The following is a 25,743-nucleotide window of genomic DNA, read 5'->3' on the forward strand; positions in this document are numbered from 1 at the left end:
CAACTAATTACCACTCACGTTTTTTATTCAACTCTTCAAGCGCTTCCAGATCCTTCCGCGATATGACCTTTAGAAATGACGGATGTTGTTCAATGGCATACTCTATCCTTTTAACAATATCATCTGTGGTTTCATTATCATAATCAATTTGTAAAGGTTCTTTTATTTCAAAAGTCTGTAGTATATTCTTCTTCTTAATACGTAAGCCTTTTTTATCAAAAGAACGACGAAACCCATCAATAACAATAGGTACTACAATAGGTTTATAGCGTTTTATAATATGTGCTGTTCCTTTTCTAATAGGCTTAAACGGCGTAGTAGTCCCTTGAGGGAAAGTGATCACCCAACCATCATCAAGTGCTCTTCCTATATTAGATATATCACTCATTTTCACTTGTCGGTTCACATCCTGTCCTTCTGATCGCCATGTTCTTTCAATACTAATAGACCCCATATAAGCTAATATCTTTGGCAATAGGCCAGCTTTCATGGTTTCTTTTGCCGCAACATAATATATATTCAACTTTGGATTCCATATATATCCAATATTTTTAATCGAGTCTACACGTCCACTTAAACTAGCATTAAAGACATGGAACATTGAAACCACATCAGCAAAATAGGTTTGATGATTGGAAATAAACAACACATTGGTATCTGGTAAACCCTTAAGAATTTCAGAACCCTCAATTTGAAGTTCATTAAACCCTCTAAACCGTCTATGGGTTAATAGACCAAACACTCTAATGAGCCACTTTTTTAAAAAAAGTATATGTCCGAATGGATTTTTTTTAAACAATCCCATAAATCACGCATCAAATTGGTTAGTTAGCCACAAAGGTAATAAATCTGTCAACTACACAAATTGTTTTAGCAGGTCTTTAATCTCACTAAGCATCATCGCTGTTGCTCCCCAGACCACATGACCGTTTAATGCAAATGCAGGCACCTCAATTTCAACACCATAAGAGGTATTTACTTTTTTTGATATTAAAACGGCATCATTCAAAAAATCATCAATATTAACCTCAATAAGGTCCTCAACTTCATTTTCCTGCTTCACAAACTCTGGTTTTATCTTTGTAATTCCTAAATAGGGCTGCACATTAAAGTTACTTGGAGGAATAAATACTTGCGATAACCTCTTAATTACCTCAATATCCTCTACTTTAACACCCACTTCTTCAAAAGTCTCTCTTAGTGCGGCCGCTTTCAATGAAGCATCCCCAGCTTCTAATTTACCTCCGGGGAAGGCAACTTGAGCAGAATGCACACCTTTATAGGTTTTTCTTAATATTAAAACGAATTTTGTTTCATTGCTATTGTCGGGATAAAAGAGGGCTAAAACTCCGGCTTGTTTAGCATTTTTAATGGCCTCATTTTGCTGCATTAAGGCTGCTCTTCTAGGAGGGGGCACCATTTTAAAGTGTGATGCCACTGCTGGTAGCTCTATATTTTTTATTTTTGATAGCGATTGTAAAAAATTATCAAAATTCATTTATGAAAATTATAATTAGTTTTTGCTTACTTATTCTTGTTCTAAGCTGTGAAGATAAACAAACCAAAAAGAAAACTTCAAATATAACCGAAGCTGCCAAACCTGTGAAAAAATTAGTAAAAGAAGATAAAAATGGTAGCCCTGAACGTGAATTCCCAAAACTAAATTCCAAAAGCGCTATGGATTTTTTCTTGGAATATGATAAACATCATAAAGAAAATACGGTGCGCTTAACCACAGATTTTGGAGACATTGATATTTTTCTTTTTAATGAAACAAGATTCCACCGTTCTAATTTTATATGGCTAACAAAACAAAAATATTTTGATGGCACTCAATTTTATCGCGTAATTGATAACTTCATGGTCCAGGCAGGAAATAGTGATGATAGAATAACCGCTAGAAAACGTGCACATATTGGTAAATACTTGCTTCCTGCTGATACTAAAAGAGGTTTTAAACATGACCGCGGTGTAGTATCTATGCCTAGTAGTGAAATTGACAACCCGCATAAATTAGCCTCTCCCTATGAATTTTTTATAGTCCAGCAAAAGGGTGGCGCACACTTTTTAGATGGTGACTACACCATTTTTGGCAGGGTTATAAAAGGCATGGATGTTGTTGATAAAATAGCCGCTGTGGATACCGATGACGGTGATTGGCCCATGAAAAATGTTTTTATTAGAAAAGCTGTCATCCTAAAATAGGCACTTCTATCTTGAATAAATATTGGGTAAAGCTATTTTAAATTTTACCGCTAATAATCTAACCACAATTACCACAATACCGGCAATAATAAACACGATATCATTTTGAATTGGAAAATTACTTAATAAGAAATACGTAATACCCCCAAGTATGCATGCCGTGGCGTAAATCTCTTTCCTAAAGATAACTGGAATTTCATTACATAAAATATCACGAATAACCCCACCAAACGTAGCTGTTATAGTACCTAATGCAATGCAAATTACAGGATGCAGACCTGCAATAATTCCTTTTTCAATACCTACTACAGTATATAAGCCTATACCAATAGTATCAAAAAGAAATAATGAGGTTCGTAAATAGTTTATTTTTCTCCTAAAAACAATTGCAAAAAAAGCTGCCCCTAAAACAACATAAGTATAGGTCATGTCTTTCATCCAACTTACAGGTGTTTCTCCAATAAGCAAATCGCGCAAAGTTCCCCCTCCAACAGCTGTCACAAAAGCAATAATAAGCACCCCAAATAAGTCCATCCTCTTGTTAAAGGCCACTAAAACACCGGATATTGCAAAAGCAATGGTTCCCAAAATATCTAGACTGTAAAACATGTTATAGATTTTAATGATTTGATGGATTCTATTTACTGCAATCTTTCATTTAACTTCATGAAATTACACACTTTAAATATGAACATTTAAAAAGGTAATTTTATTCAGGGTTTTAATATTAATATTCCCGCTTCGCACTCTATTTCAAGCCTTGGTCCTTCGTCTTTCTATTGCATCTATATTTAAAACCAATGGCAATTTAGTAAACAATCACTTATAAACTAAAAACAAGGTCTCATTATAAATTGCTAAACAAAACTAATTTAGCTCAAAAAAAAAGTCCTTCAATAAACATTGAACGACTTTTTTTGTACTAACCAAACTAACTAAACTAAATATAAAAACAAGTAACTACTCTTGCTTTCACCACAAAATTAACTTATAATAATTATGTTTTTTAATAAGTTTAATTGATAGTTTTTATATTTTTATAGCCTAAACTTATAACATGACGATTACGCAACTATATTATGTTCTGGCAGTAGCCGAAAACCAAAACTTTACTAAGGCTGCTGAAAAATGCTTTGTTACTCAACCTACGCTAAGTATGCAAATTCAGAAACTAGAAGACCAGTTGGATGTTCAAATTTTTGATAGAAGTAAAAAGCCCATTGAACTTACTGAAGTAGGGAAAAAAATTGTTAACCAAGCTAGAAATATTGTAAATGAATCTTACAGAATTCAAGATATTGTAGATCAACAAAAAGGTTTTATTGGTGGGGAGTTTAAGTTAGGCATTATTCCAACCATAATGCCCACATTATTACCTATGTTTCTAAAAACATTCATAAAAAAGCATCCAAAAGTTAAGCTAAAAATTGAAGAATTAACCACCGAAGAAATTATAGCCAGACTAAAGGATGGTCATTTAGATGCAGCTATAGCTGCCACACCTTTAGAAGATGAGAATATTAAAGAGCGTGTGCTTTATTTTGAACCTTTTGTGAGTTATACGCCAGAAGGCCATCGTTTACATAGTAATAAAAAAATTGATGTTTCTGAATTAGATATAAACGACATGTTACTTCTTGAAGATGGTCATTGCTTTAGAGATGGTGTAATCAATTTATGTAAAGCGTTTAAAAACCATTCTGATGATCAGTTTCAATTAGAAAGCGGTAGTATTGAAACGCTCATAAGATTATCTAACGAAGGCTTAGGTATGACTTTACTTCCTTACCTGCATACTTTAGAAATACATGAAAAAGAGAAGAAAAATTTACATTATTTCAATGAGCCTTCGCCAGCAAGGGAAGTCAGTATTATATACCATAAAAGCGAATTAAAAATGCAAATTATTGAAGCACTTCAAGATGTAATAGCTGGAATTATTCGCGGCGCTATTGCTTTTCAAAATGTAAAAATCATTAGTCCACTCCCAAAATAGTCTTACAAGGTTAAATTCAAATAAATTGAGACTTTATTCTTAGCTTTCACATTATCACCAAATAAACTTTGTTTTAATGGAAAGGTATAGTTCGCGCCTACCGTAAATCTATTAAACACAACTTCTGAACCAATGGCTCCACTATAACTTTCTCCACTTGTATCAGGTAGTGTTTCTCCAAACTGTTCAATAGCATTGTAGAAATCTCCTGAGACACCTAAAAAAGGCATAATTATGTGCGTAGTTTTAGGGAAGGAATAATAAACATTTGAAGCAAAACTAAACTGATTACCAAAACGATAGTCATTTTTATTAGCCGTTTTAAGATAGTATGTAGTGGTGGTATTCACTCCAATTTTACTGCCACTATAACCATGATTTAAAGAAAAAATACCATCTAAACTTCCTGTTCCTAACTGAAATCCTGGATTAACGCGGTCTGTAAGTGCTTCCTCAAACTCACCAGTGGGCAGTTTTGCACCAATTCCAATTTGGATCCTGTGGCCTGAAGGTACTTTATCCATGCTAAAATTAATTTCACCTGCTTCTTGTTTCTTATAGAATGTAAACTGATACCACCCAATAACATTCATATCCCCAATGCCATTAATATGTTCAACCCGGTCTTCAAAGGTGCGATATAAATCTTGATACGGCATAATGCTACTTACATAAATCTCTTCTGTAATAGGCACCCGTCCCCAAATTTGATAGGTATTGAACTGCTCTTTACTTATTGGTGAATTTTCAAAAATCCCGTCTTTTGACTCGTAATTCTGATAAATATACCTTAAACCCACAAAATTTGAATTCTTGAGTGATCCAAATCCAAAACTCCCAGCGCTTGTTGAACAGCCACAAAGATCACATGTAGGTTCAAACAAACTATGTGTGTGACTTTCATTGCAACATGTTTTAGCCTCCATTATAAGAGGTAAAAGTGCAAACACCAAACTAAAACAAATTCCTCTAAAACTCTGCAAACCTCTTATCATTTAAAAATTCGTAATCTGTTAATGTTCTTAAAAAAACAATGATAGCTTCCTTTTCTTTATTCTGTAAATCAATCCCTAATGAACCATCTGGCTTCTTTAAACGTTCGTCTACTTCCCCGCCATTTTCTACCATACCTTCTGAATAAAAATCGAGTACAGCTTCTAAAGTACCAAAGCGTCCGTCATGCATATAAGGAAAAGACATTTCTATATTTCTTAAACTAGGCACTCTAAACTTATAAAAATCTGCCTCATATCCAGAAACGCGTTGTCTTCCTTGTTCTTCAATATGTTTTGGATTGTATGGAATTCCATTATTTCTATAACTTTGATCTGAAAATAAATCGGTACTATGACAAGAGGCACATTTTTCAGTAAAAGCTATGAGCCCTTCTTCTTCCAGACTCGTAAAAGAAGCACCATCTTCTTGCCGCATGACCTTATCATATTTTGAATTGGAAGACACCATCATAACCATAAATTGAGATAGAGCTTTCAACATACGTTCGGAATTTATTTCTGCTGTACCAAAAGCATTTTCAAAAAGTTTGGCGTATTCTGGCATACTTTCAAGCTTATCTAAAACTGACGGAATGGTTTCATTCATTTCAACCTCGGCTGTAATAGGAATGATTGGTTGTAAATCTAAATGAATGGCTGCGCCATCCCAGGTGAACTCATCAAAGTATGCTAAGTTTTGAATGGGTTGCGTATTTCTAAAACCTTCCAATCCGTTTTCTCCATGACTAATAGTATGTCCGTGGTGTGTAAAAGCTGAAGCCTGTTCATGACAGAAGCCACACGATATGATCCCACTAGAGGATAAATTACCCTCATAAAACAACTTTTTACCAAGTTCAAATCCAGCATCTGTTGGTGTATTGGCTTTCAAATCATACTTTATTTCAGGAAAATTAGAAGGTTGATCCACTTCTAAAAAGAAAGGACCGGCAATATATGCTTCATTTCCATCATTAGAGCAAGACCACAATACAAACCCAAAGACTATAATTAATATTGTTTTTTTCATAATAATTAAATTAGCTTGACTGAATAGATACCCAATCAAGCTAATTTTATAATGTTATTAATTATGTATGTGATGTACCGTAAACATAGCACTAATATTTGTGGCTATTTGAGGTGATTTCACAGCATCAACATGAATCTGAGGCGCATCATCTAGCTTAAATACTGTAGTTCCCATAAGCGTATTAGACAGATCTGCAACGATATGTATAATAGGCGACATATTGGTTCTTACGCGAGCGGTATTGGCGAAACTCATGCTAACTTCCTTGTAGTTATCTAATGAGGAACCATGACTTCCCATGTGATAAGCGAATGCTGTTTCAGTGGTTGTTGTAGCGGACGTATATAAGCCCTCAAAAACAAAAAACTTATAACCAGCTTGCCATGACCACATCATGCCCGCCTCTTGCGCTTTAATTAAAAAGTCACCCTGACCATTAGCACCTTCTAAATACTTAGCTTGATCTACACCCAAGCCATAAGTGATTTTCGTATAATTTGCCGCTGGTACATCAGATAATTCAATCATCTGAGAATCTTCATTAGACTCGTCTATAATGAAGTATGATTCATTTTTAGGAACTACATAAACATTACCATCTTCATCCTCTAGCTTAATATTACTTATGATATATTTTACTTTTGATATTTTAATTTTTTCTGTTCCTGAGGCATTATATGAACTTGAACCGAGTAACAAATCTGAATCTTGATAAGCATTGTCAAACTCTATCAATATTGTTCCTGTTCCAGTAATAGTTTCACCAGAATCATCTGATGAGCATGATATGATTGAAATAGCCAGCATGACTAAACATGCTAATGTTTTAATTTTCATTAGTTAAATTTTAAAATAAATGAGCTTTTTAGGCCTGCACTGTATAGCCCTAATAGGTTTAAGGGTATCCCACAAAACAAGCTAAGCTTTTAATTATAAGCCGTTTTTGATCAATAGGATAAGGCATACCAAATCATTCCATGACCATGGTACACATAAACTTGCGTAAATATCAAGTTGTATTTTAAAATTAAATAATGGGAGGTCTAAGCAAAGCCATATCGTGTAAGAACGAATATGTATTGACGTAATGGCCTATATATTTTGCTTTTTGGGGTAAAAGCAATTTTGGGTGTAAAAAAGAATAGTCTTGGGGGTTGCTGAAAATGGAGTAAAAACATTCTAGAATAGCAACTGTATTTATAGGTCCCTTTTGCGAATCGTCGTCAGTTTCAATTTGCATTTGCTTTGCCAAATGACATTTTCCATTACATTGTAGTTCAGGCTTATCAGTATTAATACAATAATTCTCAATAATGTAATCTATGTTTAACTGAAAATAGGCGACTTGCCCTAAATAATATGCTGGTCTTACAGATAAAACTAAGAATAATATTATGGCAATATTTTTTTGCAATCCTTTCTTTTTTGCAAATATAAAACAGATTATGAATAAACATTAAAAAAGCGAACAAAAGGTCGCTTTTTTTTATGGTTTTAAATAAATTAAACATTGATCTAACTCTGGGTTTTGCTGTACAAGAGAGTGAATGAATATTTTAAGCTCTTCAATCTCATAAGGCAGTAAACGCTGCAACGCCTTTTGTACTTCTTTGCAAAACAATGTGGTGTCAAAACTGACTTTATTGAGTACAGTCTTTGTGTACTCTAGCATTGCTCTCGCCATTCTTATTCTTTAGGTTTAGGTTTAAATAAATAGTAGATTTTTTAATAGGCTTTTTTTGTTTTAATAACATTTAAATGTACTAAAAAATTGCGAAACATTTTAGTTTTAAAACAAAATTAACATTTTAAAATCGGTTATCACCATCCAACAAATCGCCCAAGCCTCCTAGGATACTGCCTTCACCTTTATCCTTGCCACCACCTCTTGGTGCTGAAGCCAAAACACGACCAGCTAATCTACTAAATGGTAAAGACTGAATGTATACGGTTCCAGGTCCTTGAAGTTTAGCAAAAAACAAGCCTTCACCTCCAAATATGGTATTTTTAATTCCTCCAATAAATTCTATATCGTAATCTACGGTTTGATCAAATCCTATGATACAGCCGGTATCAACCATCATGGTTTCACCTACTTGTAATTCCTTTTTAGCCATAGTACCTCCAGCATGCACAAAAGCCATCCCATCGCCTTCCAGTTTTTGCATTATAAAGCCTTCACCTCCAAAAAGTCCCCTGCCTAATTTCTTAGAAAACTCAATGCCTATACTTACGCCCTTTGCAGCACATAGAAAAGCATCTTTTTGACAAATAAATTTACCACCAAACCTAGTTAAGTCTATAGGTATAATTTTTCCAGGATAAGGGGATGCAAAAGAGACCTTGCGCTTACCAGAAAGATTGTTGTAAAAGGCCGTCATAAAGATACTCTCACCCGTAAGAATTCGTTTTCCTGCCCCTAAAATTTTCCCTAAGAAACCCGAATCATTTTGCGAACCATCTCCAAAAATGGTTTCCATTTGTATGCCATTATCCATCATCATAAAGCTACCTGCTTCGGCAACTACTCCTTCATTTGGGTCTAATTCTATTTCAACATACTGCATTTCTTCGCCGTATATGCTATAATCAATTTCGTGAGCTGTCATTACGTATTGTTTTATATTATTTTGACTATATGTTGAACGCTTTTAAATTTTGTTACAAAAATCAAGAATTAACTTTTTAATTTAACACTCCACTCAAAAACAAAAGAAGACACTTCATCACCTTGTTCATCAATGCCAATAGATTTTAATTCTATGGTTTGCCCCTCTCCGCTTTCAATAGCTTTGGTTAACACGTCATCAATTAAGTCCCCGTCATTGCAGGTAAACTGAATTCTTCCAATGGCTTTTTTTGTAAATCTAGCGTGATTTGAAGTCACTAACATTGATATGCGTTTTCCTGTAGATTGAATCTTTGATGTCATTAAAGCTCCTGTAGAAAACTCTGCCGCCATACCTTGAACAGCCCAAAACATAGATTTAAACGGGTTTTGATTTATCCATCTATACTTAACACTTACCATGCATTTTTGATTATCAATGTACTTGGTACGCACCCCGCATATATAGGCAGCTGGCAATTTAAAAATAATATAACTATTTAATTTTCTTGGCGTTAGATTCATAAGTATGCAACTTTAATTTTTACTAAGTTATAAAAACTTAACAGACTTAAAAATGTTAATATTGTGTTAATTTTTAGTACTATGCGTAACATAATACCTTTTTTTAGACATATATTTGCATAAGAAACTATTATATACTTTTACATCAATCAAAATATCATGCTAACTAATCATCAAAAAAACATCGCTACTTTTATTCACTTATCCACTTTTAGCAGGTTTATAATTCCTTTTGGAAATTTCATTGGCCCTATCATTTTATGGATTAGCAATAAAGACAAATCTGAATTCATTGACGAGCATGGCAAGCAAGCCATAAATTTTCAAATTAGCATTTTACTTTATGCTATAATATTAGGAACCCTGACTATTCCGTTTTTCATATTTAAAATATTTAACGGTATTGATTTCATAGACTTTAATGGTTTTAATGATTTTCACATTAATATGGGCAAGCCATCTCCGCTATTATACATTGGTGGAGGATTAGGAGCCATAGCTGTAATAGGATTTATTTTAGAACTTATTTTCATTGTCATGGCCAGTTTAAAAGCTAGAGATGGAAAGTTATATCAGTACCCACTAACCATTAATTTTTTAAAATAATTTCTCATGACTCATAACACAGACTTTATAAGAATACAATACGGGGAAAACGATTTCAATCTAAACCCCTCAGTAAGACATCAACAAGTGGTTAGCAACTAAAACCTAACCTATTTTAAGTAATAGTAAGACAAAACAAATTTCATCAATATAATCATCAATCACCACTGAATGTATTTCAGTATTAATCAATCAAAAAATGAACAGTTTCACAACATTAAACGAATGACACTATGAAGATAGAAAACACAAAAGCACAAATGCGTAAAGGGGTTCTAGAATTCTGCATATTATCGGTCTTAAAAGACGATGACGCCTATGTAGCAGAAATTCTTGGCACCCTAAAAGACGCCAAGTTGCTTGTAGTAGAAGGTACTATTTACCCTTTACTTACACGACTAAAGAATGCAGGACTTCTCAATTACCGTTGGGAAGAATCTACATCAGGACCACCAAGAAAATATTATGGTTTAACCGAAACAGGAAAACTATTTTTAAAAGAATTAGACACGACTTGGAGTGAATTACACAATGCAGTAACTATAGTAACAAGCCAAAAAACAACAAAAAAATGAATAAGACAGTCAACATAAATTTAGCAGGTATATTTTTTCACATAGATGAAGATGCGTACTTAAAATTACAGCGCTATCTGGAGGCTATAAAACGTTCATTTACGGACTCACAAGGTCGATCAGAAATTATAGCCGATATCGAAGCACGAATAGCAGAACTTTTTAGTGAGCGTGTACAGAATGAGAAACAGGTTATCAGAATTAAAGAAGTAGACGAGGTCATATCCATCATGGGACAACCTGAAGACTATCTTGTTGATGACGAGATTTTTGAAGATGAACCGCAACCTACGTACAAGGCTAAAAGCGCACCTTCAAAAAAGTTATTTAGAGATACAGAAAACTCATATATCAGTGGCGTATCTTCTGGCTTAGGTCATTACTTTGGCATTGACGCCATTTGGATAAGACTCGCATGGATTCTTTTAATTTTTGGAGCTGGAACAGGCATCTTACTATACATACTTCTTTGGATCTTAGTACCTGAAGCAAAAACCACGACCGAAAAACTTATGATGAAAGGAGAACCTGTAAACATAAGTAACATTGAAAAAAAAATCAAGGACGGCTTTGAAAGTGTTACTGACACGGTAAGTGGTGTTGCCAAAAACGTCTCAGATTCTGTGTCAAACGCAGCAAAACAGGTAGATGTTAAAAAAGGGGCTAATTCTATAAAATCATCATCACGAACTTTTTTTGATACCCTTGGTGATATCATCATGTTTTTCTTTAAAATTCTTGCAAAATTCATTGGAATCATACTTATTCTTATTGGTGCAGCTACATTAATTGCGTTAATAATTGGTTTATTTTCTCTGGGAGTTGTTGATATTATTCATATACCTGGACTCGACTTAGTAGATCTCGCTAATACCGGTAACACGCCTATTTGGTTAGTATCCTTGTTAGCATTCTTTGCCATTGGTATACCGTTCTTTTTCTTATTCTATTTAGGGCTTAAGATTCTAATTAATAACTTAAAATCTATTGGGGGTATTGCTAAGTTCTCTTTATTAGGATTATGGTTATTATCCATTATAGCACTAGTTGTTATAGGTATTCGTCAGGCCAATGAACATGCCTTTAAAGAATATCATATAGAAAAGACACAAATTCCTATTCGTGCTATGGACACTTTAAATATAAAAATGACGCATAATGAAATTTATAATACTGGGTTCAACCGAAGCAGAAGTAACTTTAAATTAGCACATGACGACAATGGCGGAAAAGCTATTTATGCATCTAATATTGAGATTTTAGTAAAATCAACAACAGATAGTATTGCAACCATAGCTATTGAAAAAAGTGCTGACGCAAGCAGCTATGATATAGCCATTGATCGCGCGAAGCAAATTAACTATAACTTCGAACTAAGAAATAAAACCCTATTTCTCGATTCCTATTTAACAACGGATCCGATAAATAAATACAGTGACCAAGAAGTTGATATCATTCTGTATATTCCAGAAAACACAGTTGTTCTTTTTAACAACAGCACAAAATCATTTCTTAATTACAGAAAACATGACGGCAACGTAATTTCAAGTAAAAGTGTGAATCATCATATGCGTATTCTTGACAACAATTCTGAATGTTTAGATTGTACGGAAGAGGATTTCGAGCTTAATATTGATGCTGAAGGTGTAAAAATAAATGACGACGGCATAATCATTAATGCTGATGATAGTCATATTAAAATAGATGAAAACGGAATCAAAGCAGAAACCGATGAAGTAAAAGTAAACATAGATTCAAATGGCATCAACATAAAAACAGAAAACTAACAACTCATCATTAAAAAATAACAATTCAGAATTTAAATTTATAAGTGTCTTTCTAAAAAGAAGATATTTGAACAACTAATCATTATTAATCATCAATCAAAAAGCGAACAATCATGACAACCTTAATCAAAATCATCGTAGCTACAATTTTAAGCTTCACCTTATTTTCTTGTAATTTTGATATCAATATGAACCCCGGAGTTAAAGGAAATGGGGATGTAATTATTGAGGATAGAACCTCAAATGCCTCCTTCTCAACTATTAAAGCTACAGAGGGATTAGACGTTTATTTAACACAAAGTGACAGCGAAAGTATTATAGTTGAAGCTGACGAAAATCTGCAAGATCTCATTCTAACTGAAGTGGAAAATGGTGTACTAAAAATTCACACAGAACAAAACATTGGCAAGGCAACATCAAAGAAAATCAAAGTGAGTTTTAAAGATATATCAAGCATCATCTCAACAAGCGGTAGTGATGTTTATTCTACAAATACTATTACAGTTGAAAATTTAGAACTAAAATCTACAAGTGGCAGCGATATGAAGCTAAGTGTTAATACATCCATTTTAAATTGTAAATCTACTAGCGGCAGTGATATACACCTATCTGGAACAACCTCTAAATTAATAGCCGAGGCAACTAGTGGTAGCGATATTAAAGCGGCTGATTTAATGGCCGAATCAAGTCACGTAAAAGCAACAAGCGGCGCAGGTATTACGGTAAACACCTCTAAAGAACTTATTGCAAAGGCAAGCAGTGGCGGAGATGTTAAATACTATGGCAACCCAGAAAAAGTAGAAACAAGCAACAACCCATCTGGTAGTGTAAAACAGAAGTAAAACCTTTTTAAAAAGTAACAACCTCATAAATCACCTTGGCACTTTTTGCTAGGGTGTTTTTTTTGTTTTCACATTGAACAAAAGTCTATACGAGATTTACTGTATCTCTGATTTTAAAGAAAATTAAATTCAAAAATTTGATAAAAATTAAGTCTACTACATCCTTTTTGAACCTTGAGGGTAAAATTACGTTATAACTGGGTAAACCTAATTAATACAAAAACAACCTCAAGCCCTTAATTTTGTGAAAAAGCATTAACTAAATTAAAAAACTAAAAAAGCAGACTTATGGATTACAAATTTAGTCATATCGGAATACCTACTACAGAGGACAAAGATTGGGATGGTTACTGCGAACCCGGGAATTTTCATTACACAGACTTCGCAAAAGACGAATATAAAGTAGAATATGTAAAATTTGACGACCATAGCACGGCTTCAGAAATGGTAAAAACTATGCCACACGTCTCCTATTTTGTAGATAGCATTGAAGAAGCCATTAAAGGTAGAGATGTTTTAGGCGATATATTTTCACCTGCCGAAGGGGTTAGAGTTGTGTATATTAATCACCTAGGATCTCCAGTTGAATTTCTTGAAATTAAAGAATAAGTTTGAAGAAGAAAAGTAAATGCTTTAGCTTTTCGACCTATGAACTAAAGTTATTTTACGCGTTTCTAGAATTTTGATAAAAACCTTCAAGAACATACACGAATTTAAGAAGTCAACTATATTAATGCTTTAGCAATTAAAAAAAGTTAGGCTTGATTAACTTTAAATAACAAATGGAATACTACAACCACTTTAAATTTTTTTTTAGAGTGGTTGTGTTGTTAATATTTGATACAAACTAAAACGAATCCAATTTGATTACTAATGAGAACAACTAAACCAATTTTTAAAGTGAAAACAAAAACATTGACATTTTCTTTTGTTTTCTTAATTGCCATTAACCTCATACAGGCGCAACAAAATGATTGGGAAAACGAAGCCATGTTTGAGAATAATAAAATGTATGCTCGTGCCGCAAGCTATTCTTTTAAGAATGCTGCTGATGCATTGAACGGGGATAGAGAAAAAGCACGCATGCGCTCTCTTAATGGAACATGGAAATTCAAATATGTTGGAAAATCTGAAGATAGACCAACAGATTTTATGTCTAAGGATTTCACAGGAAGTGACTGGAGCGATATTCCTGTGCCATCAAACTGGGAATTAGAAGGCTTCGGACAACCTATTTATTCGAATATTATTTACCCGTTTACACCTAATATCCTTAACATCCCAAAAAGTCAACAAACCTATATGGGCCCCTTACCTCCACGCCCACCTAAAATCTATCGAGATAACCCTGTAGGAAGTTATTACCGTGATTTTGAAGTACCGACAGAATGGAAAGATGAATCCATCATAATTCATTTTGGCGGTGTTTCGTCGGCATTCTATGTTTGGGTTAATGGAAAAAAAGTAGGCTACAACCAAGGCAGTAGACTTGCTGCTGAATTTGATATTACTGATTATGTACAACCAGGTACCAACCGAATTGCCGTTCAAGCATTCAGATGGAGCGACGGTAGTTATTTAGAGACTCAAGACATGTGGCGTTTAAGTGGAATTCACAGAGAAGTAATGCTTATGGCCCAACCGAAAATAGCGTTAAATGACTTTTTTGTGCGCACAAAATTTGATTCAAAATTACAGCATGCTAAACTTGAAATACGCCCTGAGATTTGGGTTGATGGTATTAGTCCTGAAAATCTTGGAGGATGGAAGTTAACCGCTCAACTTTTTGATGCTGATAAAAAGGAAGTAATAGATAAACCATTATCTGTTTCTGTTGAATCGGTTTACAATGAACGATGGGCTCAACGTGATATTACTAAGTTTGCCATGCTAGAATCCATGATTTCACATCCAAGAAAATGGTCGGCTGAGGATCCTTATTTGTATAGAATTGTATTCACTGTAGAAAACCCTTCCGGGGAAGTTGTGGAAGCCAGAAGCCATACTATTGGGTTTAGAAAGGTTGAGTTTAGTAAAGACCATGAACTACTTATTAATGGAGAAGCTGTAAAACTAATTGGGGTTAACCGTCATGACCACCACCCTATCCATGGTAAAGCATTAAAGAGAGAAGATTTTAGAAAAGATGTTGAATTATTAAAACAATTTAATTTCAATGCAGTTAGAACCTCTCATTACCCGAATGATCCGTATTTCTATGAATTATGTAACGAGTACGGCATATACGTCATGGATGAAGCCAATATAGAATGTCATCATTTAGGCAGTTTTATACCGCAACAACCCAATTGGACCGCCCCGATAGTTAGTCGTGTGATTCGCATGGTTGAGCGCGACAAAAACCACCCATCAATCATTTCTTGGTCTATGGGTAATGAAGCTGGTACGGGACCTGCTTTTGCTGCTGCGGCAGGGTGGATAAAGGATTTTGACCCTTCAAGATTTATTCATTATGAAGGTGCTCAGGGTGACCCAACACATCCTGACTACAAGGAAGGTAAAGAAGGACAGGCCGTATTTAGAGGACCTTCACATGCCAATCCAACAGATCCAAAATATGTAGATGTTATTAGCCGAATGTACCCAGACTTACCTCAGCTTAAACATATGGCCACAAGTCCATACATCAATCGCCCCATAATTATGTGTGAGTATGCACATGCCATGGGGAATTCAATAGGTAATTTAAATGATTACTGGGATTATATTAGAACAAAACCCAACATCATTGGAGGCTTTATTTGGGATATGATTGACCAAGGATTAGAGAAAACTAACGACGAGGGAGAAACGTTTTATGCGTATGGTGGCGATTTTGGAGATGCACCTAATGATGAAAACTTCTGCATTAATGGTGTATTTTCTCCTGACAGAAAACCAAACCCACATGCTTGGGAATGTAAATACATTTTCCAACCTTTCGCTTTTGAGGATGCCGATGTAAAAAATGGAAAAGTTAGAGTTATTAATCGCTTTAGCTTTACAGATTTAGCAGATTATGAGGTACGGTGGACCCTATCTGAAAATGGGAAAGACTTGCAATCTGGCGTACTTAGTCAACAATCAGTACCAGCAGGAAAAACAGGAACACTAACTGTTCCTTTTGAAAAGGTATCCTTTAACGATAATTCGGAATATTGGCTACGGTTAAGTGTTCATGAAAAAACAAATAGATTATGGACGAATAAAGGCTATGAAATAGCAAAAGATCAAATACTTTTAAACCCAAGAACGGCTCATACCTCCATGGTTTCAACATCTAGAGATGACATTTCTGTAAATGAAGATAATGAATCGGTCCTGATAAACGGAAAACGCTTTTCAGCAAAAGTTTCCAAGTTGAATGGACAATTAATATCCTATACCGTTAATGGCAAAGAAATGATTAGTTCTCCTTTGAGGCCAAACTTTTATAGGCCTCCAATTGATAATGATGTGAGAGGTGCGAGCAGCAAAATGTTTGCCCAATCCAGTAATGTTTGGAAAGACATGCCGAATCAGTTAGCTAAAAACTCTGAAGTTACCTTTAAGAAAATCAATAATTCGATAGAAATTATAGTTAGTCAAAAATCAGATAAAATGGTTAACTTAAATACTATTTATACTTTTTTAAATGACGGAAAGATTTTAGTAAAAATGGATTTGGACGCTGATGAATCCCTGCCATACCTGATAAGATTTGGAGCAACCATGGGTGTATCTGATGATTTAAAAAACACATCCTTCTACGGAAGAGGACCTTGGGAAAACTATCTTGACAGAAAACTTGGTGCTGAAATTGATGAATACAGCATGAATACAGACGACCTTTTTTATAACTACATCAAACCGCAAGAGAATGCTAATCGATGTGATGTCAGGTGGCTTAAACTCAAGTCAACAAAAAAGTCTGGTATACAGGTCAATGGATCTCCTGAATTTGGATTCTCTATTTGGCCATACTCTTCAGGAAATATTGAAGCATCAAGACATCCTTATGATTTAAAGAAACAAGGGTTTTATACGCTTAATATTGATTTGATGCAAATGGGAATTGGTGAAACACTATCTCCAACTTTACCCAAATATCTTCTAAAGTCCGGCACCTATAAATTTGAATTCGTAATCCAGCCAATAAAATAGCTCATAAGAACTATTAAAACAGTCCTTTATACCTCATTAAATAAACATTTAATGAGGTGTTTTTTTTTCAACCAAGTATGCAACGCAACTAAAAAATGGCGGTTAATACAACCGTTATAAATCTATATACTTTTTAGCCTATTTTTAATAAAATGCTTTTTTTAGAAAAACGAATACCAAACAAAATAGCGTCTCAATAATCTCAAAAACCATTTTAAAAGCTTAAAAAAACTAAATAAAAACTAAACATTACTAGTTTTTAACCTAAATAGGTTAAATATTCAATATTTCTCTTGTATATTGAGTAAACCTTTTAAAAACAAGGGTTTTTTACCCCTAAAGTAATCGTGATTATGATGTTTTTTAGTAAACAATTTACCATATTAACCTTAACACTATGTATTGCAGTAAGCACACATGCATTAATTAGTGTTTCTGACAACAATCCACCTCAGGATTACGATTTATATGCACAATTATTACAAAACGATCAAACGCAAAACACCGACAGTTCTGCCGAAGAACTGAAAATTCTAATCCAAGCCGCCCTTCAGGACAAAGATACTATTAGAGCTATTAACACTTTAATGAAGTTAGCTAGAAACTACAGTCATCAAGCAAATCACAAAATCACCTATGATGTCTTGTGGACTGCTTTATCTTTAGCCGATGAAGGTGATTTCGATTTTGAAAAATCTGAAATATACAGAGCCATTGGCCGCCATTATAACTATTTCAATAGACGAGAAAAATCTCTTGAATACCTAAATCGTTCGCTAAATAAAAAAAAACAACTTGTAGCAGAAGACAAACTAAAAGAGAGCAGTTTAACTTCAAATTATTTGGCATTCACATCTTCTTTTAGAGAATTGAATGAACTAAAGCTGGGAAAAATCTATCTGGATAGTTGCTTTATGTATATGGATTCTACCGTTAGACCTTCGAATCGGGCTTTTATTAAATTTGAGCATGCTGTTATTTTAAACGATGAAGAAAAACACCAGAACGCATTAGAAACCTTTAATGAAGTACTCCCATGGTTTACAGATTTCATACCCAGTTACAATGTTTTGGTATATACGTATATGGGCGATGTTGCTAAAGACTTAAAAGACTTTTCTGAAAGTGAGCGCCTTTACGCACAAGCATTAGAAACCTCATATCGTTTTAATGCTCACAATGACTTCACCCCTTTAATTCATGAAAGATTAGCTGAGCTCTATTTTTCACAAGGTCATTTTGAAAAAGCTTACAGCAGCATGAAAAGCGCCAAAAAACTAGATGGTATTTACTTTGATAGTAGGAGCGTTAACAACAGACCTCTTCTTGAAATACAGGATGCCTTTCTAAAAGAAAAAGAACTTCAGGCTAAGGCGGAACAAAATCAAAAAATAATACAGTTTAAACAAGAGGAAAAGGTCCTTTTGCTGCAAAAAGTAATTCTAATAGGATTAGTTATTTCAATTGTAATTTTTGGTCTCTTGTATCTAAATATTGTTCGAGCTAAGCATCGTGCAGAAAAAAGGATTTTAAGCAAGAAAAGAGCTTTTGAAATGCAAAAAAACCAGGAAGTTATTGAATTAAAAAACAAAGAATTAGCGGCATCTGTTATAAAACTTATTGAAAAAGATTCATTCATTGATGCCTTAAAGAAAAAGCTTTCAGACGGAACGGGAGATATAGACAGACGAGAAGCGAAACAAATAATTAATTCAATTTCAAATAGCAACAATGACAACTGGACTGAATTCGAGGCTCGATTTATTTCGATAAACAAAAAATTCTATACTAAATTAAGCACGAAATTCCCAAACTTAACGGTTAATGATCAACGCCTTTGCGCTTTGGTAAAGCTAAATTTTTCAAGTAAGGAAATAGCAAAACTACTCAATATGTCAGTTGAAAGTGTACATACAACAAGAAGTCGTCTTAGAAAAAAACTTGAATTATCCAGAAATACCAATTTAAAACAGTTTATAGCTGACATTTAAATTTTTCAAACAAAAAACTATACTACTAAAATTTTAATACTATTATTATGAAACTTGTACTTAAAAATTCCGGAACTACTGCAAATACAAAGCTAAATATCTACCGAAGAAATGTACCTTGTCTAGATATTGCATGGCATTATCATCCAGAATTTGAATTAATTTACATACCGCAAAGTCATGGTATTCGTTTTGTTGGAGATAGTGTCTCACAGTTCACACCCGGTGATTTAGTTCTAGTAGGGTCTTATTTACCTCACCTATGGAGAAATGACCTCTCATACTATCAATCCGACAGTAAATTACAAGTCAAAACAATTATCACAAAATTTAAAAAAGACTTTTTAGGAAATGATTTATTCAACAAAACGGAGTTTTATGAAATAAATAGGCTACTTGATGAGTCAAAATACGGCATTAGTTTTGGAAAAGATATAGCAGAAAAACTACATAGTGATTTTATAGAGCTACCAGAATTATCGGCTACAGAAAAACATATTAAACTACTAGGTATTTTAAATAAATTGTCGCTTTCTAAAAACAAAACCGTGCTATCCTCCTCTGACATGAGACAGTCTACTACAGAAAGTTCTGAGCGTATAGACACCGTATTAAAATATATTTCTGATAATTATGCTTCGAATATAGGATTAGAAGATGTTGCCAACGTTGCTTGTATGACAACGAATTCTTTCTGTCGTTTTTTCAAGAAAACGACTAATAAATCATTCACACAATTCTTAAATGAAATACGCATAAGAAATGCTTCAAGAATCCTAGTACAAGATAATTTACCGGTTTCAGAGGTATGTTACACCGTAGGCTTTAATTCTATAACTAACTTTAATAAACAGTTTAAACAGATTATGGGATCTACGCCTAAGAGCTTCCGCGAAGCTATATAACGATAACCATAAAATTTCATTTCTTTTTTGTTGAATATTTAATTATTCAAAAGATAATATTTGCTCGAGTGCGGGTAAATATGAAGAATACCCCTTGTTTTTCTTTTATTTAATTTGGAGCTATGTATTAAAATAAATCCCCATTATTTTATACGCATGAACAAACTGTATTGTTAAAAACTATCTCATGAGAACCAAATTAAAGTGGCTTGCTATTGCCATTGCAGGAATGGCCATTATTGCATCCTGTAATAAGAAAAAAGACCTGCCTCAAAAGAACATGGCACTTTTAGGATCAAACTTTGACAGAAGTGGTGGAATAGTGAATCATAATGACAGTCCTCACCTGAAATTAAAAAGTATTGAAATAGGTGATTGTAAATGGACCGAAGGATTTTGGGCAGACAAACACAAAATGGCCGAAGAAACCATGATTCCACATATGGGAACCATTTTTAAGGGAGACATTGGTTTTGCATACGACAACTTTAAAAAAGCCGCGGGTATGATGGAAGGTGGACCTTTAGGAAAGTATTGGCATGATGGTGATTTTTATAAGTGGATGGAGTCAACCATGTACCTGTATGCCGATAATGGTGACGAAAAATTAATGGATGACCTGGATGAAATCATAGAAGTCATTGACAAAGCTCAAGAAGATGATGGATATCTCCACACCCATGTACAACTTCTGGGGATAGATAGATGGAGCAATATGCATTATCATGAACTCTACAATGCTGGGCACCTTTATACGAGTGCTTCAATTCATTACAGAGTTACCGGAAAAACCAACTTCCTTGAAATAGCCATAAAAAATGCTGATTATCTATATTCTGTTTTTGAATCAAGAGACCCTGAATTAGCACGTATGGGATTCAACCCATCGCAGATTATGGGCTTAGTTGAGCTATACAGAACTACAAAAGACAAAAAATACTTAGAATTAGCAGATATCTTTGTAACCATGAGAGGGTCTGTTCCTATGGATCAACATCCTACTGTTAGTCCAAACTTCTTAGGTGACCACAACCAAATGCGTACACCATTTAGAAAAGAAACTGAAGCTAAAGGTCATGCGGTTTTAGCTAATTATTTATGGTCTGGAGCTGCAGATTTGTACGCTGAAACTGGAGAAGATTCATTAATTACTGCTCTTGAAAAAATTTGGGATAGTGCGGTTAATAGAAAAATGTATTTAACAGGAGCCCAAGGACAAACACATCATGGTGCCAGCCAAAGTCCAGCCGGAAGAACCGATATGGTTCATGAAGCGTTTCAAGATGATTATTTAATGCCAAATAAAACAGCATACAATGAGACATGTGCTAACATTTCTAACGCCATGTTTAACTACCGCCTACTATCTGCTAAGGGAGACTCTAAATATGCCGATGTTATGGAATTAGTAATGTATAATAGCGCATTAGTTGGCATCAGTATAGAAGGAAAAGATTACTTCTATTCTAACCCGCTTAGAATGTTAGATGGTGGCATAGACTACACCCATGCCACTACAGAGAGAAGGCATCGTGTACCTTATATCCCAGTATTTTGTTGTCCACCAAACTTAGCAAGAACTATAGCCAAATCTGCAGGGTGGGCTTATAGTAAATCAGCGAATGGTATTGCTGTAAATCTTTATGGAGGAAACCAATTAGAAACCACATTATTGGATGGATCTAAATTAAAACTAAATCAAAAAACACAATACCCTTGGGATGGTGCTGTTGAATTTACTATTGAGGAATGTAAATCCACTCCTTTTGAAATATGGTTCAGAATACCTGAGTGGGCTGCCGGCACTACAATTAAAATTAATGGTGAAGATGCTGGTATAAGCATTACTCCAAAAACATTTGCAAAAGTAGAGCGCCAATGGAAAAAAGGTGATGTTGTCGCTTTGGATATCCCAATGGATATTAGCTTTGTTGAAGGCGATCCAAGAATTGAAGAAACAAGAAATCAAGTAGCTGTAAAAAGGGGGCCAATTGTTTATTGTATTGAATCGCCAGATTTACCCGAAAACACAAGCATTTTAGATGTTTATATTTCTCAAGGTACCAAGTTAACTCCAAACCATAAACCAGACTTTCTAGGCGGAGTCACAATGATTGATTCAGATATAATGCTACGGACACAAAAAGAGGAAGGGATGTACAGAAAACTAGAGGCACCTTCTTGGAAAAAGGTAAAATCTTCATTTGTACCATACTATGCTTGGAGTAACCGAGGAGAAGCCGAAATGACTGTGTTTATGCCAATCGTTTGGGAATAATCTAGTTTGTAATTAAATGAAATATATTATAACATTAACTCTTAGCCTATTTATTACGGCCCCTGCATGCCCTCCGGTAAAAGCAGGTATCAATGCGACTATTTCTCCCCAAAAAAAACAAAAAACCTTTGACTATTCAGGTTATATATGGACCTATGGATTTTTGTTAGAAAAGCAAAAATTAAATTCCTACGCTGGCATTCCAAAGCTTGTAAGACTGTTTGGAGATTCAAATTCTTTCTACGATTTCAATTATAAGCTAAAAGTAGCAGGTCTAGTTGAAGGAGAGTTCAAAGGGTACTCTTTTAATTCATTATAAATATTATGCAAAAAACGAAACATATTAAAACCATCTTTTTTTTAGTTCTAACTAGTATTTCTTTTAATGTGGTGAGTCAAAATATTGTAGAAGAAAGTATAAAGAGAGGTAAAAAAATCTATATGCAAAACTGTGTAGCTTGTCATATGCCTGATGGTAAAGGCATGACTGGCGCTTTTTCTCCTTTAGCAAAATCTGATTATTTAATGGAAGACATTAATCGTAGCATAACAACAATTCTAGAGGGTTTAAATGGAGAAATAACAGTAAATGGTATTACTTACTACGGTGCTATGGTTCCATTTAATTCCTTAACTGATAAAGAAATTGCAGATGTATCTAACTATATTAGAAACAATTGGGGTAACCAAGGCAAGCCAATAGAACCGGAGCTCGTAGCGGATTTGAGAAAATAAAACTAAATTGAATTAGTTTCTAAACAAAACAAAACGGGGTTAAAAAATGATTTTAACCCCGTTTATTGATTCAGCTATTAATCAATGTTTAGTCCTACGCTATTATTTTTTTATATTCTAACACACTATTCTCTGTTTTTATGGAAGACAATCTCTTTTGGGAATTGACAAGTTAATTTAACAATGTCAACTGTCTTGATAACAGATACTCCTTCAGCCTACTATACAGGTTCCTTATTCTTTTTACACGATACACTTGAAAGTACTATACTAACTAATACTATCATCATGTCTTTTTCTCACATCTCTTCTTTCCATATTGCCTTTATTTATTAAACCAAACCATGATCAGATAAAGGTAAACTTCTATAACGTTTACCTGTAACCTTAAAAATTGCATTAACTATTGCAGGCGCTATTACAGGAACACCTGGTTCTCCTACCCCAGTTGGCTTGTCATTACTCTCAACAATTTCAACATGAATCTCTGGCGCATCCTTTATTCTCAGCATTTGATAATTATGAAAATTACTTTGCTCAATCACCCCATCTTTAGCGGTTATTTTTCCATAGAACGCTAGAGACATTCCAAAGATTACTGACCCTTCCATCTGAGCTTTAATAGTATCTTTATTAATAGCAGTGCCACAATTCACAACCATATGAACGCGATGCACTTTCAATTGGCCATCTTTAACAGAAACCTCAACTGCAGCAGCAATATGCGAGTAAAAACTATAATGAACTGCAAGTCCTATTTCATGACCTTCGGGTAATGGCTTACCATAGCCCGCATTTTTCGCCGCTGTTTTTAAAACATGCTTTAATTTGGCGGTGTCGTATTTATACGCATCTTTGGTCTCTTGAAGGCGATCTTTCCCTATTAAGTCTAATCTAAAATCTAAGGGGTCTTTACCTGCTTCGTGAGCAAGTTCATCTGCAAAAACGTTAATGGCAAACCCATGAGGAATATTAATCACTGAACGCAACCAGCCTATTCTAACATGCGCATCTGCTTTTCCTGTTTCAATTTGCATATTAGGAATATCATAGGGTACATCTTTCGCACTCCTCGCTTCCCATGCTTGTGGCAAATTGCTTCCTGCTTTAAATGTGGATCCTATAGTTGGGAAAGCAAAACGATGCAGCCAACCAGAAACATTTCCGTTTGAGTCTAAAGCACCTTTCATATATTGAGCCGAAACCGTATGATAGTAGCTATGCTGGATATCATCTTCACGAGACCAAACTACTTGAACAGGGCCTCCAATGGCTTTTGAAATGGCTGTTGCTTCAACCACAAAATCTGGCTTTGCTTTTCTACCAAATCCACCTCCTAAAAAGGTTACGTTTATAGTTACATTTGATTGATCTGTATTTAAAAAGTTAGCAACTTCTCTTCTAGCTGCTTGCGGCGATTGTACTGGAGCCCAAACTTCGCACGTATCCCCACTAACAGAAACTACAGCATTAGGAACCTCCATTGGTGCATGTGCTAAATGCGGTAACTGATAAGTAGCTTCAATCGACTTATTAGCACTGGAGAAAGCATCATCAACGCTACCAACACTTTTTTCTACATGACCTGGCTTATGAACGTTCGCTGTAATGGTTTCCATATAATTTTCTGAATTATATGAAGCATTTGTACCATTTTCCCATTCCACTGCTAAGGCATCTCTGCCCTTGAATGCCGCCCAAGTATTTGTTGCTATGACCGCAATTCCTCCCAAAGGCCCAAAGGCCTTGTTTATTTTAGGCACCTCAACAACTTCAATTACGCCTTGTATCTTGAGAGCTGCTGCTTTATCAAAAGACTTAACCGTTCCATGGGCAACTGGGCAATGTTTTATTGCCGCATATTTCATATCTGGTATGCGCTTATCTAAGCCAAATACTGCTGATCCATTGGATAAATTGACTACATCAATACTAGGCAATGTTTTTCCTATATACTTAAAATCCTTAGGTGATTTTAACGCTACTTTTTCAGGCACCTCAAGATCTTTAGCAAGATCCACTAAATCACCAAAACCTATCTTCTTACCGCTTGTATGAATTATAAAATGATTTTCTGCCTTACATTCAGCTGCTGGAACACTCCAAGATTTAGCTGCCGCAGTAATGAGGACCGTTTTTACAGTAGCCCCCATTTGCCTCATTTTTTGAAATAAGAGCCTTACACTTTTAGACCCATCGGTGTTTTGATTTCCATATTTGGAATCTCCGGTAGCCTGCTTAACCATGACTTTATCCCAATCAGCCTCCATTTCATCGGCTATAACCGATGTTAAAGAGGTACGAACCCCCTGTCCCATTTCAGAACGAGATGCCACTAATATTAGAGTTCCATCAGCGTTTAATTGAACAAATAAATTAGGATTAAATTCTGAACTAATTTCTTCCTCAGAATCAAAACTTGTAAATGAATACACGGTAGACGCTAAAATCAATCCTCCCGAAGCTAACCCAATACCTTTAAGAAAACCTCTTCTGCTTATATTTTTAATTTGCTCCAT

At 34.6% G+C, this 25,743-nt stretch carries 24 protein-coding genes; 13 read left to right on the forward strand and 11 right to left on the reverse strand.

The window, feature by feature from the left end; genetic code table 11:
- Positions 1-7 precede the first annotated feature (7 nt).
- The gene (locus IE051_RS10865; RefSeq protein WP_189360799.1) at positions 8-805 is read right to left on the reverse strand and encodes a lysophospholipid acyltransferase family protein; all 798 of its coding nucleotides are present in this window, start codon (positions 803-805) and stop codon (positions 8-10) included.
- Between the two features lie 51 nt (positions 806-856).
- A complete protein-coding gene (locus IE051_RS10870) occupies positions 857-1,498 on the reverse strand; it encodes an NUDIX hydrolase (RefSeq protein WP_189360800.1) in 642 nt (213 codons plus the stop codon).
- 2 nt (positions 1,499-1,500) lie between these two features.
- Here IE051_RS10870 and IE051_RS10875 point away from each other — a divergent pair, with 2 nt between their 5' ends.
- Positions 1,501-2,205, forward strand: a complete 705-nt coding sequence (locus IE051_RS10875; protein ID WP_189360801.1) for a peptidylprolyl isomerase — start codon at positions 1,501-1,503, stop codon at positions 2,203-2,205.
- Positions 2,206-2,211: 6 nt separating this feature from the next.
- On the opposite strand, the gene IE051_RS10880 is transcribed toward IE051_RS10875, so the two are convergent.
- Positions 2,212-2,814 (reverse strand): trimeric intracellular cation channel family protein, encoded by a 603-nt coding sequence (locus tag IE051_RS10880; RefSeq protein ID WP_189360802.1) that lies wholly within the window; start codon positions 2,812-2,814, stop codon positions 2,212-2,214.
- A 448-nt stretch (positions 2,815-3,262) separates the two neighbouring features.
- On the opposite strand from IE051_RS10880, the gene IE051_RS10885 reads away from it, so the two are divergent.
- The gene (locus IE051_RS10885; RefSeq protein WP_189360803.1) at positions 3,263-4,201 is read left to right on the forward strand and encodes a hydrogen peroxide-inducible genes activator; all 939 of its coding nucleotides are present in this window, start codon (positions 3,263-3,265) and stop codon (positions 4,199-4,201) included.
- Positions 4,202-4,203: 2 nt separating this feature from the next.
- Here IE051_RS10885 and IE051_RS10890 read toward each other — a convergent pair whose 3' ends face one another.
- From IE051_RS10890 to IE051_RS10920, 7 genes are all read right to left on the reverse strand, one after another.
- The gene (locus tag IE051_RS10890) at positions 4,204-5,184 is read right to left on the reverse strand and encodes a hypothetical protein (RefSeq protein ID WP_189360804.1); all 981 of its coding nucleotides are present in this window, start codon (positions 5,182-5,184) and stop codon (positions 4,204-4,206) included.
- Positions 5,171-6,226 (reverse strand): cytochrome-c peroxidase, encoded by a 1,056-nt coding sequence (locus tag IE051_RS10895; protein WP_189360805.1) that lies wholly within the window; start codon positions 6,224-6,226, stop codon positions 5,171-5,173. Before IE051_RS10895 ends, IE051_RS10890 begins: the two co-directional genes overlap by 14 nt.
- 57 nt (positions 6,227-6,283) lie before the next feature.
- Positions 6,284-7,066, reverse strand: a complete 783-nt coding sequence (locus IE051_RS10900) for an MbnP family protein (protein WP_189360806.1) — start codon at positions 7,064-7,066, stop codon at positions 6,284-6,286.
- Positions 7,067-7,256: 190 nt separating this feature from the next.
- The gene (locus IE051_RS10905) at positions 7,257-7,643 is read right to left on the reverse strand and encodes a hypothetical protein (RefSeq protein WP_189360807.1); all 387 of its coding nucleotides are present in this window, start codon (positions 7,641-7,643) and stop codon (positions 7,257-7,259) included.
- 72 nt (positions 7,644-7,715) lie between these two features.
- A complete protein-coding gene (locus IE051_RS10910) occupies positions 7,716-7,913 on the reverse strand; it encodes a hypothetical protein (protein ID WP_189360808.1) in 198 nt (65 codons plus the stop codon).
- A 124-nt stretch (positions 7,914-8,037) separates the two neighbouring features.
- The gene (locus tag IE051_RS10915; RefSeq protein ID WP_189360809.1) at positions 8,038-8,838 is read right to left on the reverse strand and encodes a TIGR00266 family protein; all 801 of its coding nucleotides are present in this window, start codon (positions 8,836-8,838) and stop codon (positions 8,038-8,040) included.
- A gap of 68 nt (positions 8,839-8,906) precedes the next feature.
- Positions 8,907-9,362 carry a DUF4442 domain-containing protein gene (locus IE051_RS10920; RefSeq protein WP_189360810.1) on the reverse strand — a complete coding sequence of 152 codons (456 nt, stop codon included), beginning with the start codon at positions 9,360-9,362 and terminating at the stop codon, positions 8,907-8,909.
- Positions 9,363-9,521: 159 nt separating this feature from the next.
- Here IE051_RS10920 and IE051_RS10925 point away from each other — a divergent pair, with 159 nt between their 5' ends.
- From IE051_RS10925 to IE051_RS10975, 11 genes are all read left to right on the forward strand, one after another.
- A complete protein-coding gene (locus tag IE051_RS10925) occupies positions 9,522-9,968 on the forward strand; it encodes a DUF4870 domain-containing protein (RefSeq protein ID WP_189360811.1) in 447 nt (148 codons plus the stop codon).
- A gap of 233 nt (positions 9,969-10,201) precedes the next feature.
- Positions 10,202-10,543, forward strand: coding sequence for a PadR family transcriptional regulator (locus IE051_RS10930; protein ID WP_189360812.1), 342 nt, complete (start codon positions 10,202-10,204; stop codon positions 10,541-10,543).
- Positions 10,540-12,330 carry a PspC domain-containing protein gene (locus IE051_RS10935; protein ID WP_189360813.1) on the forward strand — a complete coding sequence of 597 codons (1,791 nt, stop codon included), beginning with the start codon at positions 10,540-10,542 and terminating at the stop codon, positions 12,328-12,330. The genes IE051_RS10930 and IE051_RS10935 overlap by 4 nt, the downstream gene beginning before the upstream one ends.
- Positions 12,331-12,443: 113 nt before the next feature.
- Complete coding sequence (locus tag IE051_RS10940; RefSeq protein WP_189360814.1) at positions 12,444-13,172, forward strand: head GIN domain-containing protein; 729 nt, start codon at positions 12,444-12,446, stop codon at positions 13,170-13,172.
- Positions 13,173-13,460: 288 nt separating this feature from the next.
- Positions 13,461-13,781 carry a hypothetical protein gene (locus IE051_RS10945; RefSeq protein WP_189360815.1) on the forward strand — a complete coding sequence of 107 codons (321 nt, stop codon included), beginning with the start codon at positions 13,461-13,463 and terminating at the stop codon, positions 13,779-13,781.
- Positions 13,782-14,045: 264 nt separating this feature from the next.
- Positions 14,046-17,315 carry a glycoside hydrolase family 2 TIM barrel-domain containing protein gene (locus IE051_RS10950; RefSeq protein WP_189360816.1) on the forward strand — a complete coding sequence of 1,090 codons (3,270 nt, stop codon included), beginning with the start codon at positions 14,046-14,048 and terminating at the stop codon, positions 17,313-17,315.
- 353 nt (positions 17,316-17,668) lie between these two features.
- Positions 17,669-19,306, forward strand: a complete 1,638-nt coding sequence (locus tag IE051_RS10955) for a helix-turn-helix transcriptional regulator (RefSeq protein WP_189360817.1) — start codon at positions 17,669-17,671, stop codon at positions 19,304-19,306.
- Between the two features lie 47 nt (positions 19,307-19,353).
- Entirely contained in the window at positions 19,354-20,211 is an 858-nt protein-coding gene (locus IE051_RS10960; RefSeq protein ID WP_189360818.1) for an AraC family transcriptional regulator, read from the forward strand.
- Between the two features lie 187 nt (positions 20,212-20,398).
- Entirely contained in the window at positions 20,399-22,489 is a 2,091-nt protein-coding gene (locus tag IE051_RS10965) for a glycoside hydrolase family 127 protein (protein ID WP_229796785.1), read from the forward strand.
- Between the two features lie 16 nt (positions 22,490-22,505).
- A complete protein-coding gene (locus IE051_RS10970) occupies positions 22,506-22,808 on the forward strand; it encodes a hypothetical protein (protein WP_189360819.1) in 303 nt (100 codons plus the stop codon).
- Positions 22,809-22,813: 5 nt separating this feature from the next.
- Positions 22,814-23,224, forward strand: a complete 411-nt coding sequence (locus tag IE051_RS10975) for a c-type cytochrome (RefSeq protein ID WP_189360820.1) — start codon at positions 22,814-22,816, stop codon at positions 23,222-23,224.
- A gap of 332 nt (positions 23,225-23,556) precedes the next feature.
- On the opposite strand, the gene IE051_RS10980 is transcribed toward IE051_RS10975, so the two are convergent.
- Positions 23,557-25,743, reverse strand: a complete 2,187-nt coding sequence (locus IE051_RS10980) for a xanthine dehydrogenase family protein molybdopterin-binding subunit (protein ID WP_189360821.1) — start codon at positions 25,741-25,743, stop codon at positions 23,557-23,559.

It is taken from the genome of Algibacter mikhailovii (genome assembly GCF_014651495.1).
Classification (GTDB): domain Bacteria; phylum Bacteroidota; class Bacteroidia; order Flavobacteriales; family Flavobacteriaceae; genus Algibacter_E; species Algibacter_E mikhailovii.